Annotated in this window: 15 protein-coding genes; 6 read left to right on the forward strand and 9 right to left on the reverse strand. The window is 69.5% G+C overall.

Features of this window, described 5'->3' with window-relative positions:
* The first annotated feature begins 5 nt into the window (after positions 1 to 5).
* Complete coding sequence (locus AC0KUR_RS16965) at positions 6 to 1361, forward strand: SGNH/GDSL hydrolase family protein (protein ID WP_124670515.1); 1356 nt, start codon at positions 6 to 8, stop codon at positions 1359 to 1361.
* 19 nt (positions 1362 to 1380) lie between these two features.
* On the opposite strand, the gene AC0KUR_RS16970 is transcribed toward AC0KUR_RS16965, so the two are convergent.
* Entirely contained in the window at positions 1381 to 3231 is a 1851-nt protein-coding gene (locus tag AC0KUR_RS16970) for a M24 family metallopeptidase (RefSeq protein WP_059561587.1), read from the reverse strand.
* 414 nt (positions 3232 to 3645) lie between these two features.
* Here AC0KUR_RS16970 and AC0KUR_RS16975 point away from each other — a divergent pair, with 414 nt between their 5' ends.
* Positions 3646 to 4407: a helix-turn-helix domain-containing protein gene (locus tag AC0KUR_RS16975; RefSeq protein WP_049034916.1), complete on the forward strand. Its 762-nt coding sequence runs from the start codon at positions 3646 to 3648 to the stop codon at positions 4405 to 4407.
* Positions 4408 to 4441: 34 nt separating this feature from the next.
* On the opposite strand, the gene AC0KUR_RS16980 is transcribed toward AC0KUR_RS16975, so the two are convergent.
* The 4 genes from AC0KUR_RS16980 to AC0KUR_RS16995 form a co-directional block, all read right to left on the reverse strand.
* Positions 4442 to 5683 (reverse strand): multifunctional CCA addition/repair protein, encoded by a 1242-nt coding sequence (locus tag AC0KUR_RS16980; RefSeq protein ID WP_034190303.1) that lies wholly within the window; start codon positions 5681 to 5683, stop codon positions 4442 to 4444.
* On the reverse strand, positions 5680 to 6327 hold the full coding sequence (locus AC0KUR_RS16985) for a glutathione S-transferase family protein (protein WP_034190302.1): 648 nt from the start codon (positions 6325 to 6327) through the stop codon (positions 5680 to 5682). Before AC0KUR_RS16985 ends, AC0KUR_RS16980 begins: the two co-directional genes overlap by 4 nt.
* Before the next feature lie 67 nt (positions 6328 to 6394).
* Entirely contained in the window at positions 6395 to 7354 is a 960-nt protein-coding gene (locus AC0KUR_RS16990; protein ID WP_034190301.1) for a complex I NDUFA9 subunit family protein, read from the reverse strand.
* Positions 7355 to 7411: 57 nt separating this feature from the next.
* Positions 7412 to 9364: a lytic transglycosylase domain-containing protein gene (locus AC0KUR_RS16995; RefSeq protein WP_034190300.1), complete on the reverse strand. Its 1953-nt coding sequence runs from the start codon at positions 9362 to 9364 to the stop codon at positions 7412 to 7414.
* 8 nt (positions 9365 to 9372) lie between these two features.
* On the opposite strand from AC0KUR_RS16995, the gene AC0KUR_RS17000 reads away from it, so the two are divergent.
* Positions 9373 to 9981 carry a 5-formyltetrahydrofolate cyclo-ligase gene (locus AC0KUR_RS17000; protein WP_473376205.1) on the forward strand — a complete coding sequence of 203 codons (609 nt, stop codon included), beginning with the start codon at positions 9373 to 9375 and terminating at the stop codon, positions 9979 to 9981.
* Positions 9982 to 10055: 74 nt separating this feature from the next.
* Here AC0KUR_RS17000 and AC0KUR_RS17005 read toward each other — a convergent pair whose 3' ends face one another.
* Positions 10056 to 10568 (reverse strand): winged helix DNA-binding protein, encoded by a 513-nt coding sequence (locus AC0KUR_RS17005; protein ID WP_034190299.1) that lies wholly within the window; start codon positions 10566 to 10568, stop codon positions 10056 to 10058.
* A gap of 148 nt (positions 10569 to 10716) precedes the next feature.
* On the opposite strand from AC0KUR_RS17005, the gene pxpB reads away from it, so the two are divergent.
* From pxpB to pxpA, 3 genes are read left to right on the forward strand one after another with little or no spacing between them, the layout of a single operon-like run.
* The gene (pxpB, locus tag AC0KUR_RS17010; protein ID WP_059561538.1) at positions 10717 to 11373 is read left to right on the forward strand and encodes a 5-oxoprolinase subunit PxpB; all 657 of its coding nucleotides are present in this window, start codon (positions 10717 to 10719) and stop codon (positions 11371 to 11373) included.
* The gene (locus AC0KUR_RS17015; protein WP_069707089.1) at positions 11370 to 12437 is read left to right on the forward strand and encodes a 5-oxoprolinase subunit C family protein; all 1068 of its coding nucleotides are present in this window, start codon (positions 11370 to 11372) and stop codon (positions 12435 to 12437) included. Before pxpB ends, AC0KUR_RS17015 begins: the two co-directional genes overlap by 4 nt.
* Before the next feature lie 56 nt (positions 12438 to 12493).
* Positions 12494 to 13258 (forward strand): 5-oxoprolinase subunit PxpA, encoded by a 765-nt coding sequence (gene pxpA, locus AC0KUR_RS17020; RefSeq protein WP_034190296.1) that lies wholly within the window; start codon positions 12494 to 12496, stop codon positions 13256 to 13258.
* A 545-nt stretch (positions 13259 to 13803) separates the two neighbouring features.
* Here the strand turns inward: pxpA and AC0KUR_RS17025 are convergent.
* From AC0KUR_RS17025 to AC0KUR_RS17035, 3 genes are read right to left on the reverse strand one after another with little or no spacing between them, the layout of a single operon-like run.
* Positions 13804 to 14949, reverse strand: coding sequence for a TraB/GumN family protein (locus AC0KUR_RS17025; RefSeq protein ID WP_034190295.1), 1146 nt, complete (start codon positions 14947 to 14949; stop codon positions 13804 to 13806).
* Complete coding sequence (locus tag AC0KUR_RS17030) at positions 14942 to 15955, reverse strand: peptide ABC transporter ATP-binding protein (RefSeq protein ID WP_034190294.1); 1014 nt, start codon at positions 15953 to 15955, stop codon at positions 14942 to 14944. Before AC0KUR_RS17030 ends, AC0KUR_RS17025 begins: the two co-directional genes overlap by 8 nt.
* Positions 15952 to 16947 (reverse strand): ABC transporter ATP-binding protein, encoded by a 996-nt coding sequence (locus AC0KUR_RS17035; RefSeq protein ID WP_175029089.1) that lies wholly within the window; start codon positions 16945 to 16947, stop codon positions 15952 to 15954. Before AC0KUR_RS17035 ends, AC0KUR_RS17030 begins: the two co-directional genes overlap by 4 nt.
* Positions 16948 to 16949 lie beyond the last annotated feature (2 nt).

Genomic DNA, 16949 nt, shown 5'->3' on the forward strand with positions numbered 1-16949 from the left:
GCCGCATGCCGTATTTCCGTATTCCGTTGTTTTCCCGTATCGTCGCCGTTTCCGCTGCCGCGGCGCTGGGCGCCGCGCTGACGCTCCCCGCCGCGCGCGCCGCCGGCCCCGCGCCGCTGCCCACGCCGACGGGCGACATGTCGTTGTCGCCGGCCGGCCCCGACGTCGCGCCGCCGGCCGCGTCGGGCACGCCCGGCGCGACGGCGCGCGCCGCGCGCCGCGGGTCCGACACCTACACGTACCTGCGCTGCTGGTACCGGATCGACGCGGATCCGCTGAAGCCGGCCGCGACCTACGAATGGGCGCGCGACCCGGCCGGCGGCGACTGGTATCGCGTGCCCGGCTACTGGTGGGCCGACGGCGTCACGCAGTGGAAGAACATGTTCTACAGCACGACGCCGCAGGACACGCTCGCCGACGTGTGCCGCAAGACGCTGGCCGCGAAAGGCATCCAGGCCGGCCTCACGCAGGCGGTCGCGGCCAACAACGCGCTGTCGTTCAACTACACGGTGTGGACCCTCGACGACGCGCGGCAGGATGCGCGCGTCAACAAGCTGATCGTGTTCGGCGACAGCCTGTCCGACACCCAGAACATGTTCAACGCGAGCCAGTGGAAGCTGCCGAACGGCACGAGCTGGCATGCGGGGCGCTTCAGCAACGGCCCGGTGTGGGCCGAATATCTCGCCAACGCGCTGCGGCTGCCGTTCTACAACTGGGCGATCGGCGGCGCGGCGACCGACCAGCACCTCGTCGTGCCGGGCCTCGTGCAGCAGATCGACTCGTGGCGCGAATACATGGATCGCGCGCCGGACTACCGGCCCGCCAACACGCTGTTCGCGGTGTTCGCGGGCGGCAACGATCTCGTGAACTACGGGCGCTCGCCCGAGCAGGCGGCGAATGCGGTGCGCGACAGCCTCGAGCGGCTCGCCGCGGCCGGCGCGACGCGGATCATGCTCGTCACGCTGCCGGACGTGTCGCGCGCGCCGGTGTTCGCGACCCGCGCCGACACGGCGAGCGTCGCCGCGCAGGTCAGGGACTACAACCGGCGGCTCGTCGACGCGGCCGCCGCGCTGCGCGATCGCTACGGCGCGGCGCTGCGGCTCGAGGTGTTCGACGCCTATGCGCCGTTCGACGACCTGCTGAGCCACCCGGCCCGGTACGGCTTCGACGACGCGACGCGCGCGTGCCTCGACATCCCGAAACCGTCGTCGCTCACCTACCTGGGCGCGCAGACGCCGCGGGCGGACTGCCGCGACCCGGCGCGCTTCGTGTTCTGGGACACGCTGCACCCGACGACGCGCACGCATGCGTGGCTCGCCGAGCGGATCGCGCCGTTCGTGCGCGCGCGCCTGCTGAACTGACCGCCGCGGGCGGCGGTGCCTACAGCAGCGGACACGCGGTGACCTGCGTGCCGCGCTCCACGCACAGCCGCTCGTAGTCGCGCAGGTACGCGCGCTCGCCGTCGTCGAGCAGGTCGAGATCGATCAGGTCCCAGTCGTAGCCGACCGTCACGATGTTCTCGAACGTCACGGTATCCGGCTGCGTGTCGTCGGGCCGGATGATCACGATGTTCTCGATCCGCACGCCGCCCTTGCCCGCCAGGTAGATGCCCGGCTCGACCGAAATCACCGCATTCGGCACCAGCCCGTACTTCGCGCCGGGCGCGAACCGCACGCCGCCCTCGTGCACGTGAATCCCGACGCCATGCCCGGTGCCGTGGCCGAAATCGTGGCCGTGGTCGCGGCACACCTGCCGCACGAGCGCATCGACGTCGGCGCCCGTCGCCGTGCTCGGGAAGCGCGCGACGAGCCCCTTGATGCAGGCCTTCAGCGCGACGGTGTAGATCTCGCGCTGCCACGGCTGCGCCACCGTATCCGGACGCGTGCGGCGCAGCACGACGCGCGTGCAGTCCGTCGCGAAGCCAGCTTCGTAGTAAGCGCCGCTGTCGAGCAGCACGAGCTCGCCTTCCGTCAGCTCGACGCCGGCGCTCGCCGCCGTGTAGTGCGCGAACGCGCTGTTCGCGCCGTTCGCCGCGATCGACGGAAACGTCAGCGCGACGGCCGAACGCGCGCCGTACGCGTCGTTGATCGTGCGCGCCAGGTCGTATTCGGTGTGGCGGGCGCCCGGCTCGCCGGTCTTCGCCCAGCGCATCGTCTCGGCGATCGCCGCGGAGCTGCGCGCGAATGCGTCGCGGAAGCGCTCGAGCACCGCCGGCGTCTTGCTCGCCCGCATCGCCTCGACCGGGTTGAAATCGGCATGCCGCGCGTGCGGCCACACGCGGCTCACCGCGTCGACGAGCGCGCAATTCACCGATTCGAAGCCGTAGCACACGTGCTCGACCGCGAACCGCGCGAGAAAGCGCTCGAGCGCCGCGACATCGCGGCGGATCACGTGCAGCGCCGGATACGAATCGAGCGCGACCGGGCAGCGATCGCAGCCTTCCGGCAGGAACAGCACGACCTGGCCGCCGACCGCGAACAGGAAACCGAGGTGCGACGACGCATTCGGGATGTGATAACCGCGGCTGTTCAGCAGATACGCGAGATCGTCCGACGCGCACGAGAAGAACGCGGTCTTGCCGTCGGCCGCGCCGGTGTGCGCGGCGAGCCGGCGGTTCAGCGTGTCGAGGTTCTGCGCGACGCTCAGGCCCGTCATCGATTCCGGCACCTCGAAGATCGGCCGCTCGACGATCCAGCCCGGCAGCGCGATCGCGCGGTCGATCTCGCGATCGGCGAGGCCCGTCCAGTCGAGCGACGCGGCCTGCGTCTGCGCGAGCAGCCGGTCGCGCTGCGCGACGCTGATCCGCAGCGCGTCGTAGCCGACCCGCGCGAGCCGGCTCGCATGCGCGACCAGCCAGTCGGCCATCGCCTGCCAGATCGTCACGTTCATCCCGAGCTTCTCGATATGCACGCGCGCCGGATCGCACTGCTGCTCGGCCTGCAGGTGATACCGGCCATCGACGAACAGCACGAACGGCGGCACGCCGAGCGCCTGCGCGGTGGCCGCGCTCAGGAAGATCCCGCAGCCGGCCGACCCGTCGAAGCCCGACAGCGCGTAGCGCGGATTGTTGCTGCGCGGCAGGTATTCGGTCACGTATTCGTCCTGCGACGTGACGACCACCGCGTCGAGGCGCGCGGCGTCGAGCAGGCGCGACAGGCCGGCCTGCGTGTCGGCGACGGACGCGTCGTACGGAGGCAGGCCGGAGAAGCTGTATTTCAGTCGATCGATCATCGTGTGCCCGTTATTCATTGTTGTCGGCGGCCGGCGGCGTGACGCGGCATGGTGATGCCTGAAGCGACACGCCGCCCTGACGCGGATCACGCACGGCCCGGCGCGCAGCCGGGCCGCGGTGCCGTTCCGGCAGCAGACCCTCGGGGAATTTTTGTCTCACTTAACTTTGTTTGATGCGCGACAGAATCTAGAGCACGCTGAAATTGAGGTCAAGCTAAAATTTTCGTAGGACTAAAATCGGCACGACGGCTGCGGATCCCGGCACAGCGCCAGATCGCCCGGCGACACCGCGCGGTACAATGCGCCGGCATCGCCGTCCCGGCGGCCGTGCTTCGTGCGATGCGCGGAAAGCAAGTCCCGGCGACTGCACCGCCTCTCCGCTCGCCTGCCGACTCGTTGCCACGAAAGAGATTCATGGATTCAGACATCATGCGTATCGGCCTGCGCATTCGCCGCCTGCGCCGGGAAGCGAAGAAGACGCTGCTGGAGGTCGCGACCGAGGCGAAGCTGTCGGTCGGGTTCCTGTCGCAGGTCGAGCGGCATCTCACCGGCATCTCGCTGTCTTCGCTCGTCAACGTCGCCAAGGCGCTCGACGTCCCGCTCGGCGCGCTGATCGACCAGCCGCGCCAGGCGCAGCCCGATTCGCACGAAGGCAGCCGCCAGCCGTACGCGCTCGACGCCACGTCGCAGTGGTACGAGCGGCTCTCCACCACCTTCGACGGCAGCCAGGTCAACGCGCTCAAGGTGCGGATGATGGAAGGCTACCGCTCGGAATGGGTGTCGCACGGCGGCGACGAGTTCGTGTACGTGCTGGCCGGCCGCATCTGCTACACGATCGGCAAGAAGGTTTACCCGCTGGCGCCCGGCGATTCGCTGCACTTCGATGCGCGCAAGCGGCATCGGGTCGCGAACGTCGGCGACGGGCCGGCCGAGCTGATCGCGGTCGGCACGCTCCCGCTGTTCGACGACCGGTGTGCCGAACTGGTGTCGGCGACGATGGACATCAGGCAGCCGGCGGCGGGTAAGCCGCGCGTGACCCGACGCGGCGATCGCGGCGCCGATGCGGCACGGCCGGCCAAGGCCGGTACGGCAGACCCGCAGGCTTCGGCGAAGCCGCGCGCGGCCCCCGGCAAACGCGCGGCGGCCGCCACCCCGGCGCGCAAGAAGAAGTCGTAGCGGCCGCGGGCGCGCGCCGCCCGGTTCGCCGCCCTTATTCGCCGATCTCGAGCGCTTGCGCGACGGCCTGGATCCGCGCGCGATGCACGGCATCCTTGATCTTCTCCGCGTCGTTGCCGATGCCGCGCGCGATCGCGCCGGCATCGACGCTGCGCGCCGCCGCGAGCGCGACACGCAACCGCTCGGCCTGCGGATACGGCTGCGTCTCGAGCCCGAGCCGCCCGCGCGCATCCGATTCGCACGCCTGCAGCATCTCGGCGAAACGCGCGGGCTTGCGCAGCGCATCGCTGCGCTCGAACAGCCGCACCAGCGCGGCCGCGCCCATCTCCATCACGCGATGCAGGTTGCCGTGCTCGCGCGCGACCACCAGCGCGAGATCGCGGCACTCGTTCGGCACGCGCAGCCGCTCGCACAACGGCTTGAGCAGGTCGACGCTGCGGCCTTCGTGGCCGACGTGGCGCGGCAGCACGTCGGCGGGCGTCGTCGCCTTGCCGAGATCGTGCGTGAGCGCCGCGAAGCGCACCGGCAGCGAATAGCGCTGCTTCGCCGCATAGTCGACCACCATCATCACGTGCACGCCGGTATCGACTTCCGGGTGGTAGTCGGCGCGCTGCGGCACGCCCCACAGCGCGTCGACCTCGGGCAGGATGCGCACGAGCGCGCCGCACTCGCGCAGCACCGCGAACATCCGCGACGGCTTCGCTTCCATCAGCCCGCGCGCGATTTCCTGCCATACGCGTTCGGGCACGAGTGCGTCGACCTCCCCCGCGTCGACCATCCGGCGCATCAGCGCGAGCGTTTCGTCCGCCACCGTGAAATCCGCGAACCGTGCGGCAAAGCGCGCAATGCGCAGGATCCGCACCGGATCCTCGACGAATGCGTCGCTCACGTGCCGGAACACGCGCGCCCGCAGGTCGGCCTGCCCGTCGAACGGATCGATCACGGGCCCGACCAGCCCGCCTTCCGGGCTCACCTCGCGCGCCATCGCGTTGATCGTCAGGTCGCGCCGCGCGAGATCCTCGTCGAGCGTCACGTCCGGCGCGTAGTGGAACTGGAAGCCATGATAGCCGGCCGCCGTCTTGCGCTCGGTGCGCGCCAGCGCGTACTCCTCCTGCGTCTGCGGATGCAGGAACACCGGGAAATCCTTGCCGACCGGCCGGAACCCCTGCGCGGCCATCTGCTCGGGCGTCGCGCCCACCACCACGTAGTCGCGGTCCTGCACGGGCACGCCGAGCAATTCGTCGCGGATCGCTCCGCCTACTGCGTAGATATTCATGGCGTCGGCTCGTATTCGGCGATCACGGTCGTTTCGCGGCGCGCGGCGTCGATCCAGCGCTGCACGGCCGGCAGCGCCGTCACGCGTGCCGCGTAGCCGGCCGCTTCCGGCGACAGGCCCGGCGCATACGTGTTGAAGCGCATCACCACCGGCGCGTACATCGCATCGGCGATCCCGAATTCGCCGAACAGGAACGGCCCGCCCGACGCCTCGAGGCACGCGCTCCACAGCGCATCGATGCGCGCGACGTCGGCGAGCGCATCCGGCGTCGCGCCGCGCCCCGGCATCGACGCGCGCACGTTCATGCCCATCTGCGTGCGCAGCGCCGCGAAGCCCGCGTGCATCTCGGCCGACACGCAGCGCGCATGCGCCCGCTCGAGCGGGTCGGCCGGCCACATCGGCAACTGCGGATAGCGCTCGGCGAGCGTCTCGGCGATCGCGAGCGAATCCCAGATCGCGACGCCGTGATCGTCGACGAGGCACGGCACCTTGCCGGACGGCGAATACTCGAGGATGCGCGCGGCGGTGTCGTCGCGGCGCAACTCGACCGCGATCTCGTCGAACGGGATGCCGAAATGCGTAAGCAGCACCCACGGGCGCATCGACCACGACGAGTAGTTCTTGTCACCAATGACGAGTTTCATGACGGTTTTCCGGACAACGCAAAAAGGAAACGGAAAGGGGCTGAACGTCCGCGCCCCGCGCGGCGCGCTAGCGGCGCGAGCGGAACCAGTCGAAGCGCGAGCGCTTCGTCGCTTCGCCGAGATACGCGGGCGCGATGCTTTCGAGACTCGCGGGCGAGATCCCGAGTTCCGGCGCGAGCGGGCCGGACAGCACGTTCGGCACCGACATCGACGCGAGGTTGTCGCGTGTGATCACCGGCTCGCCGGGCAGGCATTCGAACACGCGCGCCTGCAGCCGCGCGAGCGCGTCGGGCAGCCGCACGATGCGTGCCTGCCGGCCGACCAGCGTGCCGCAATAGCGCACCAGCTGCTCGAGCGTATAGACGGTCGGCCCGCCGAGTTCGTAGGTCTTGCCGTGCGCGGCCGCGAGATCGAGGGTGTTGACGAACGCGCGCACGACGTCGCCGACGAACACCGGCTGGAAGCGCGCATCGGGCATCGCGAGCGGCAGCACGGGCACCGTGCGCTGCAGGTTCGCGAACGTGTTGAGGAACGCGTCGCCGGGGCCGAACACGACCGACGGGCGGAAGATCGTCAGCGCGAGCGAATCGGTCGCCGCGACCGCATGCAGCGCGGCTTCGCCGTCGCCCTTCGAGCGCTGGTACATGCTCGGGCCGCGCGAATCGGCGCCGAGCGCGCTCATGTGCAGCAGGCGCCGCACGCCGACCTCGGTGCAGGCGCTCGCGAGCGCGGCCGGCAGCGCGACGTGCGCGCGCTCGAAACCGGGCCCGTACGGCGTGCCGCGGCCGCCGTGCAGCACGCCGACCAGGTTGATCGCCGCGTGCGCGCCGGCGACGAAGCGCGCGAGCGTGCGCGTGTCGAGGGCGTCGAGCTCGACGATCTCGACCGGCAGCATCTGGAGGTGGCGCGCGTGGTCGCGCCGGCGCGTGCCGATCCGTACCTGCTTGCCGGCGTCGATCAGCGCATTGACGAGCCGGCTGCCGATGAAGCCGGTGCCGCCCAGCAGCGCGACGGTCTGGCGATCCATGTTCGGAACCTCAAAAGAGCACTGCCGCGTCTCGCGCGGCAGTGTGAAGATTGCGTATCAGGGCGAGATCATGCCTAGACGTTTCTTCAACGACTGCGGTTTGCCCTCGAAGAGCGCCGCGTAGTAGACGGTATTCGACAGCACGTTCTTCACGTAGTCGCGCGTCTCGTTGAACGGAATCGTCTCCGCGAAGATCGCGCCTTCGACCGGCTGCGTCAACACCTGGCGCCACTGGCGCGGCCGGCCCGGGCCCGCGTTGTAGCCGGCGGTGGCGAGCACCGGCGAGCTGTCGAAGTTGTTGTAGATGTCCGCCAGATACCAGGTGCCGAGCTGGATATTGGTATCGATGTCGTGCATCTGCGCACGCGTGATCGTGCCCATGCCGAGCTTCTTCGCGACCATCTGGGCCGTCGCGGGCATCAGCTGCATCAGGCCGCCCGCGCCCACCGACGAACGCGCGCTGATGATGAAGCGCGATTCCTGACGGATCAGCCCGTACGCCCATTCGACGTCGAGGCCCGTCGATTGCGCATAGCGCTCGACGATGTTGCGGTACGGCGACGGGTAGCGCAGCGTGAAGTCGTGCTCGGCCTTCGTGCGGTCGGCCGTGTTGACCGTGCGGTCGAGCAGCTCGACGCGCTTGCCGTATTCGGCGGCCGCGAGCAGCTGGCGATCGGTCATCCCGCGCAGCGGCCAGTTCCATTCGCGATTGCCTTCGAGGCGCAGGTTCAGCGCGTAGAAGCGCTGCGCGAGCGCGAAGCCCGGAATCTTGCCCATCGCGTCGATCTCGGCGTCGCTCACCTTGGTGCGCGGCGGGATCGACGTGCGCTGGCCGAGCTCTTCGCCGGCGAGCTGCCCGTAGAAGTTGAACTGCCCGGCGACCTGCTCGAATTCCTGGTTCGCCTGCAGCGTGTCGCCGCTCTGCTTGAGCGCGCGCGCATGCCAGTAGATCCACGCCGGATCGTTGCGCAGCGACGGCGGCATCTGCTCGATCGACCAGCGCACCATCGGCCAGTTGCCGGCGAGCAGCGCGGCGCGCGTGCGCCATTCGTAGCCCGGATTCGACAGCGGCGCGTTCGCGGACTTCGCGTACCAGACCGACGCGAGCGGCGAACGCTTGATCGCGCCCTGGTAGCCGATCGCGCCCCACGCGATCGCCTGTTCCTGCTTGGTCAGCGACGGCGCGACCGTCGTCAGCATCCCCGCGGCGGCGTCCGGATCGTTGCGCGCCATGCGGCCGAGTGCGATCAGCGCGAGCTGGTGCGACGTCGCGTCGGCGCCGACGCCGCGCGCGAGGTACAGCGGCGGCGCGCTCGTCGCCTGGTCGAAACCGACCGGGCGCGGGCCGAGCGCGTCGACGATCTTGCCGCCGAGCGTCGTGTAGTTCTGCTCGTAGGCGAGGCGCGCCTGCTGCCACACGTCGTCGCTCGTGAACTGCTGGTTGACGGTGAGCGCGGTGATCAGGTCGACGCACGCATCGCCGTAGTTCTTCGGCTCGACGAGCAGCGCCCGCGCCGCGTCGGCGACGTTCTCGCCGCGCGCCGCGCGCGATTCGAGCGCGTAGCACTTGACCTGCGTGTCGTCGTCGAGCACGAAGCGCTTGTACTGGTCGTCGAAGTTGCGCCAGTCGTGGCGCGCGCCGAGCACGAGCAGGTAATCGTTGCGCAGGCGGTCGGCGATCGCCTGGCCGTCGTAGCGCTGCAGGAACGACTGCACGGGCGCGTCCGGCGCATCGACGCGCGCGCGTCCCGTCGAATCGAACAGCTGCGGCTTGATCTGGAAATACTCGACGTAGGACGGGACCGGATAGTTCGGGATCATCGACGCGAGCTGCGCGGCTTTCGCGGCGTCGTTGCGGCGTGCGGCTTCGCGAAGCTGTACGAAGATCTGGTCATCCCCGGCGACCGTGTCGTCGTTCGGTGCGGCGCACGCGGCCGTACCGGCGACGAGCGCGGCGGCCGAAAGCGTCAGCGCGACCGCGCGATATACTCGGAAAAGGCTGTTCGACATCGATTTGAATGGAGCACGAAGTGAGCGAAAGCATAGCACGCAACCCTGTGCCGAACCCGAAGGTTGCGCTGCGCAAAACGCTGTCCGGCGCGCGTCGCGACGCCGCGTCGCAGCCCGCCGCGAACGCCGCGCTCGACGCCCGCCTGCGTTTGCTGCTCGACCGTCTGGCGCCGCGCACGGTCGGCTTCTACTGGCCGCTGCCCGGGGAATTCGATGCGCGCGACGCGGTGCTCGCCTGGTGCGCGGCGGGCGCCGGCCGGCGCGCCGCGTTGCCGGTGATCGGCGCGCGTCATGCGCCGCTCGCGTTCCATGCATGGGATGCGCACACGCCGATGCGCGAAGGTCATCACCGGATTCCGGAACCGGCGTCGGGAATCGTCGTCGTGCCCGACCTGTTGCTGATTCCCTGTGTGGGATTCGATCCGGAGCGCTACCGGCTCGGCTACGGCGGCGGCTACTACGACCGCACGCTCGCCGCGTGGCCGGGCGACGCGCCGCCCGTGACGGTCGGCATCGCCTATGAAGCGTGCCGCGTCGACACGCTGCCGGCCGAAGCGCACGATCTCGCGCTGCGCTGGATCGTGACCGACGGCGCGCTCTACCCGGCCGCCGGATGACGCGGCGCGCGGCGCCGCGATCGTCGTCGCCGGCCCGTCAGCGCAACGCCGCGCGCAACCGCCCGGGCAATCGTTTACAGCGACGCCGCCGCGCGCGCGGCCGTGTCGTAGAGGCCCGACGCGTGGCGCAGCAACTGCGCCGCGTCGCCGATCTGCTCGTTGGTGAGCCCGCTGTCCTTCAGCGTCTCGATCAGGCAGTGCTCGCGCACCTCGCGGTATTTCAGGCACAGCTCGCGGCCCGCGTCGGTCGCGAAGAAAAAGGCTTCCTTGCCGCTCTTCTCGCTCTTCACATAGCCGCGCGCGATCAGTTTTTTCAGCGCATAGGTCGCGACGTGCGTATCCTCGATATTGAGCACGAAGCAGATGTCGGCGAGCTTCTTCTTGCGTTCGCGATGGCTGACGTGATGCAGCAGCGACACCTCGACCGCCGTCATGTCCTTCGCGCCGGCCGCCGACATGCAGCGCACCATCCAGCGGTTGAATGCGTTGCCGGCCATGATGAGCCCGTATTCGAGCTCCGACAGCTCCGCGCTCGAATCGGAAACGAGGTGTTCGGATGACACGATCTTGGTCGGATGACGCTTCATGGAAAGGCGGCGCAAGCAGGATGTCAGGGTGTGCCGAGTGTACGCCAGAAGCCGCTGTATACGGGCTAGGCGAAAACGCTTATTGGTAACTTATCGATATCTTATTGACAATGTGCGCTAACATTGCCGTCCGAACCGTGCCAGCCCGATGACGCAACCCCGCATTTATCCGCTCGGCGATGCCGCCCTCGTCTGCGAGGTGCCGCCGCCCGCCACGCTCGATTGCCAGCGCCGCGTCTGGGCCGTTGCCGAGGCCGCGCGCGCGTGGCCCGACGTGATCGACGTCGTGCCCGGCATGAACAACCTGACCATCGTGTTCGACGCGCTCGCCGCGACGGCCGAATCGCTCACGCCCGCGCTGCGCGACGCGTGGGAGACGGCCGACGTCGAGCACGCGGACGGCCGCGAGGTCGAGATCCCGGTCGAGTACGGCGGGGCCGCCGGCCCTGACCTGGCGGCCGTCGCCGCGCACACGGGCCTGCCGGCCGACGAGGTCGTCGCCCGCCACGCGGCCGGCGAATACGTCGTGTTCTTCGTCGGTTTCCAGCCGGGCTTCGCGTATCTCGGCGGCCTCGACGCATCGCTGCACACGCCGCGCCGCGCGGCGCCGCGCCTCGAGGTGCCGGCCGGCTCGGTCGGCATCGGCGGCGCGCAGACGGGCATCTACCCGGCCACGTCGCCCGGCGGCTGGCAGCTGATCGGCCGCACGTCGCAGGTGCTGTTCGATCCGGCGCGGCCGCAGCCGACGCTGCTGCTGCCCGGCGATCGCGTGCGCTTCACCATTGCGGGAGTCGACGCGTCATGACCCAGAGCAACGCACCGGGCACCATCGAGGTGTTGCGCGCCGGCCCGCTGTCGACCGTGCAGGACCTCGGGCGCCGCGGCGCACGCCACCTCGGCGTCGCGCAGGGCGGCGCGCTCGACGGCCTCGCGCTCGAGGTCGGCAACCGGCTCGTCGGCAACCGCCCCGACGCGGCGGCCGTCGAGATCACGATCGGCCCCGCCGCGTTCCGCTTCCCGCGCGCGACGCGCATCGCGATCACCGGCACCGAATTCGGCGCGACGCTCGACGGCCGGCGCGTGTATTCGTGGTGGAGCCTGCCGGTCGAGGCCGGCCAGACGCTCGTGCTGCCGGCCGCGAAACGCGGGATGCGCGGCTATCTGTGCATCGCGGGCGGCATCGACGTGCTGCCGATGCTCGGCTCGCGCAGCACCGATCTCGCGTCGCGCTTCGGCGGCCTCGGCGGCCGCACGCTGCGCGACGGCGACCGGCTCCCGGTCGGCGTGCCGCCGGCCGGCGCGGGCTGCCTCGCGGCCGATGCGCCCGAATTCGGCGTGAAGGCGCCCGCGTGGTGCGCCTTCGTGCGCGTCGACGAGCCGCCGCGCCGCCACCGCCCCGCGCATGCGCCGTGGGCGATGCCCGTGCGCGTGCTGCCGGGCCCCGACTACGCCTCGTTCGCGGCCGATTCGCAGCAGGCGTTCTGGGACGAGGAATGGCTCGTCACCGCGAACAGCAACCGGATGGGCTATCGCCTCGCGGGCGCCGAGCTCGTGCGCGAGCAGCCGGTCGAGCTGCTGTCGCACGCGGTGCTGCCCGGTACGATCCAGGTGCCGCCGAACGGCCAGCCGATCGTGCTGATGCACGACGCGCAGACCACCGGCGGCTACCCGAAGATCGGCACGGTGATCCGCGCCGATCTGTGGAAACTCGCACAGGCGCGGCTCAACCTGCCGATCCGCTTCGTGCGCACGACCCCCGACGCCGCGCGCGCCGCCCTCGCCGCGGAACGTGCCTATCTGCGGCAGATCGACGTGGCGATCGACATGCGAGAAGAAGCGCGCCGCCGCGCCCAATCGCGCGCAGCGTGACCCTGGCGGAAGCAGTAACGAAAGACGCGCCACGCCATCAGTGGACGAGGAACATCATGGAAATCGATCTGAATGCCGATCTCGGCGAAGGATGCGGATCCGACGAGGCGCTGCTCGACCTCGTCACGTCGGCGAACATCGCATGCGGCTGGCATGCGGGCGGCGCGAACGCGATGCGCGACTGCGTGCGCTGGGCCGTGCAGAAAGGCGTGTCGATCGGCGCGCACCCGAGCTTTCACGATCCGGAGAATTTCGGCCGCAAGGAAATGCAGCTGCCGGCCGGCGACATCTACGCGGGCGTGCTGTACCAGCTCGGCGCGCTGTCGGCGATCGCGCAGGCCGAAGGCGGGCGCATCGCGCACGTGAAACCGCACGGCGCGCTGTACAACCAGGCCGCGCGCGACCCGATGATCGCCGATGCGGTGGTGTCCGCGATCCACGACTTCGATCCGTCGCTCGCGGTGTTCGGGCTCGCGAACAGCGTGTTCGTCGCGGCCGCGCGGCATGCGGGGCTCGCCGCGGTGGAAGAAGTGTTCGCCGACCGCGGCTACCGCGCGGACGGCTCGCTCGTGCCGCGCAGCCAGCCCGGCGCGTTGATCGACGATGAGGACGCGGTGCTCGCGCGCACGCTCGACATGGTGCGCAACCGGCAGGTGCGTGCCTTGAGCGGCGAATGGGTGCCGCTCAACGCGCAGACCGTCTGCCTGCACGGCGACGGGCCGCATGCGCTGGCGTTCGCGAAACGGATTCGCGCGGCGCTGGAGGCTGCCGGCGTCGACGTGGTGGCCCCCGGCGCGCTGCAGGCCGACGAAGGCGCGTAACGCGCATCGTCATCTCGGCCGCCCAAAAGAAAAAAGCGCCCTCGTGGCGCTTTTCCGTTGGCGCAATCGCTGCGGCTTCGCCGTCTGTCGATTCGCCCCCCGAAACCGTCTTTCGACGGGACCGGAAAAATATTCCGGATTAAAAAACGTCCGCCGCCGCCCGATCACTGCCTTCCCCGGTCAGACGACGGAGCGTCGCTTATCCGCAAGTCGGCCTGCATGTATTGTTGTTGTCCGACGATGATTGGCCCCGCCGTACATGCAGACACTTCCGCGGCCGACACGTGTGCACCACGTGCCGGCAACGCGCTCACCCCGCGCTTTGTTTTCTGCTACCCCGTAGAACTTTTTCTATTCTTTTCAATTTTTCAACTTGTGGATCGAAGAATAGATATTGGCGGAACGGGATGTCAATCGTTTGAAACGCTATTTTCCGACGAATCGAGGGTTTTCCTTATCGAATCGCGTGTACAAACAAGCGTTTGACGTGGCCCGAACGACGTCGATCAAACAGGGGAGGATCGGTTCGGGCGCGACGGCGGCGATCAGTTCGCGTCGACCCTGTAACCTTGTTGACGCAACAATTCGAGCACGCCGCGCGGGCCGCCCAGATGCAGCGCGCCGATCGCGACGAACAGCGGCCGGTTCGGCGCGGCGATTGCAGTCATCCGTGCAACGAAGCGCCGGTTGCGCTCGTACACGATCTTGTTGTCGATCGACGCCGACAGCACCTTCGAACGCGCGAGCCGCTCGCTCTTCGCGACGGCCCACGCGGAGATCGCGTCGGCGTCTCCAATTCGCCACAGCCGGTGCAGCGCCTTGATGTCGTCGGCGTTCTGCGCGGGTGTCTGCACCATGTCCTGCGCGAGCATCTCGCGCTGCTCGGCCAGCGTCAGCCCGGTGAACGCGCGCATCTGTTCGGCGAGCGTCTCGAGCCCGATCACGCGGCCGCCCTTCTTCTTCAGGAACACGTTCTGCAGCTGGGCCTCGGTGCCGTATTCGGTCTGCAGGCCGGCCGACAGCGAATCGTAGGTCTCGACGACGAGCGCCGCGAGCCACGGCCGCATCTTGCGGATCTCGGCGAGCGCGGCCGGGTTGCCGCGCAGGCGTGCCGCGAGCCGCTGCCACAACGGCTCGGGCAGCAGGCGTTGCAGGCACGGGTAGCGGCACACGCCGTACTTCGACACGTCGTCCTGCGATTCGAGCAGATCGTCGGGCGACAGTTCGAGCGCAAGCGTCGGCGACGCGGCGAGCGCCGCCAGGATGCGCGGCCGGAACGGCTGCGCGCTCGGGTAATCGGACGGGTCGCCGGTATGCAGCGTGCCGAGCACGTACAGCGTGACGTTACCCTTGGTCGCGACGTAGAACGGCATGCGCGCGGGCTGCACGCGCACGGTGCCGCGCGACACCGTGCCGTCCGATACGGACGGCGCGTGGAAGCCCGGCAGGCTCATGCCGGGCGGCGGGACTTGCGACGGATGGATCGGTGACGTGGCCGGCGCGCGCCCTTCGGCGCGCGCGGATTCGACGGGAACCACGAGGCTGGCCGCCACGCACGCGCCGGCCAGCGCCGCGCCCGTGACGGTACGCACGCTCCAGCGCCGCGCGTCGCGGTACGCGCGCATCACGCGCGCCCCGCTTGCCCCCGCACGGCGCACGCCGGACACGCGCGCCGCCAACGCTTCAGGCATTCGCCTCCCCTACCTCCTCGGCGCGATGGCAGGCCACCTGCCGGCCGTCGACCTCGCGCAGCTTCGGCTCCTCCGCGCGGCACCGCTCGACCGCATACGGGCAGCGCTGGTGGAACGCGCAGCCCGACGGCGGATTGAGCGGCGACGGCAGTTCGCCCTGCAGCTTGATCTGCACGCGGCGGTCTTCCTCGAAGATCGCCGGCGTCGCCGACATCAGCGCCCGCGTGTACGGGTGGCGCGGCCGCGCGTAGATCGTCGCCTTGTCGCCGAGCTCGGCGACGCTGCCGAAGTACATCACCATCACGTCGTCCGCGACGTGCTCGACCACCGACAGGTTGTGCGAGATGAACACGTAGCTCGTCTTGAACTGCTCCTGCAGGTCCATGAACAGGTTCAGGATCTGCGCCTGGATCGACACGTCGAGCGCGGACACCGGCTCGTCGGCGACGACGATGCGCGGATCGAGGATCATCGCGCGCGCGATCGCGACACGCTGGCGCTGGCCGCCCGAGAACATGTGCGGATAGCGCTTCGCGTGTTCGGGCCGCAGGCCGACCGTGCGCATGATCTGCGCGATGCGTGCGGCACGCTCGGCAGCCGTCAGGTTCGCGTTGATCTCGAGCGGCTCGGACAGCGTCTGCTCGACGGTCTTGCGCGGATTCAGCGATGCGAACGGGTTCTGGAACACCATCTGCACGCGGCGGCGCAGCTCGGCGATCGTGTCGCGGCTCGCGCCGGCGACATTCTTGCCGTCGATCGTCAGGCTGCCCGACGTGGGCGTCTCGATCATCGTGAGCTGGCGCGCGAGCGTCGACTTCCCGCAGCCCGACTCGCCGACGACGGCGAGCGTCTTGCCGCGTTTCAGCGAGAACGACACGCCGTTCAGCGCCTTCACCGTGCCCTGCCCGAACATCCCGCGCTTCACCGAATAGTGCTTCGCGAGGCCGTCGGCCACCAGGACGTCCTCGTCGGGCGACGCGTGGCGCGTATCTTGGACTGCATTCATCGTGCGCCTCCCGTCAGGTCGAGGTTGGAAACATTGAGCGGCTTGATGCAGCGCGCGCGCATCGCATCGTTGCCCGGCACCAGCGTGTCGAGCGCCGGCCGCGCCTTGCGGCAATCGTCGACGACGTACTTGCAGCGCGGCGCGAACAGGCACCCGGACGGGCGATCATCGCGGCCCGGCACCATGCCCGGCAATGCGGCAAGGCGACGCGCCCCCTGATTGTGCTCGGGAATCGCGGCGAGCAGCGCTTCGGTGTACGGATGATGCGGCGCACGGAAGATGTCGGGCACGCTGTTGGTCTCGATGATCTCGCCCGCGTACATCACCGCGACGCGCTGCGCGACCTCCGACACCACGGCCAGGTCGTGCGAGATCAGCACGAGCGCCATCCCGCGCTCCTTCTGCAGCTTCACGAGCAGATCCATGATCTGCGCCTGGATCGTCACGTCGAGCGCGGTGGTCGGCTCGTCGGCGATCAAGAGCTTCGGGTTGCATGCGACGGCCATCGCGATCATCACGCGCTGGTTCATCCCGCCCGACATCTGGTGCGGGAACGACGCGATGCGGTTCTTCGCGTCGGGAATGCCGACCTGGTCGAGCAGTTCGAGCGCGCGCCGGTTCAGCGCGTCGCCGCGCAGCCCTTCGTGCAGCTTCAGCACCTCCTTGATCTGGTAGCCGACCGTGTAGCTCGGGTTCAGGCTCGTCAGCGCGTCCTGGAACACCATCGCGATGTCCTTGCCGACGATCTTGCGGCGCGCCTTCGGCGACGCCTTCAGCAGGTCGACGCCGTTGAACGTGACCTCGTCGGCCGTCACCTTGCCCGGCGCGTCGATCAGGCCCATCAGCGCCATCATCGTCACGCTCTTGCCCGAGCCCGATTCGCCGACGACGCCCACCACCTCGCCCGGCGCGATCGACAGGTTGATCCGGTCGACGGCAGGCAGGCCGTTGAAATTCACCGCGAGATTGCGGATGGTCAGAAGAGTGCTCATGG

The organism is Burkholderia sp. YHN3-13 (assembly GCF_055810675.1).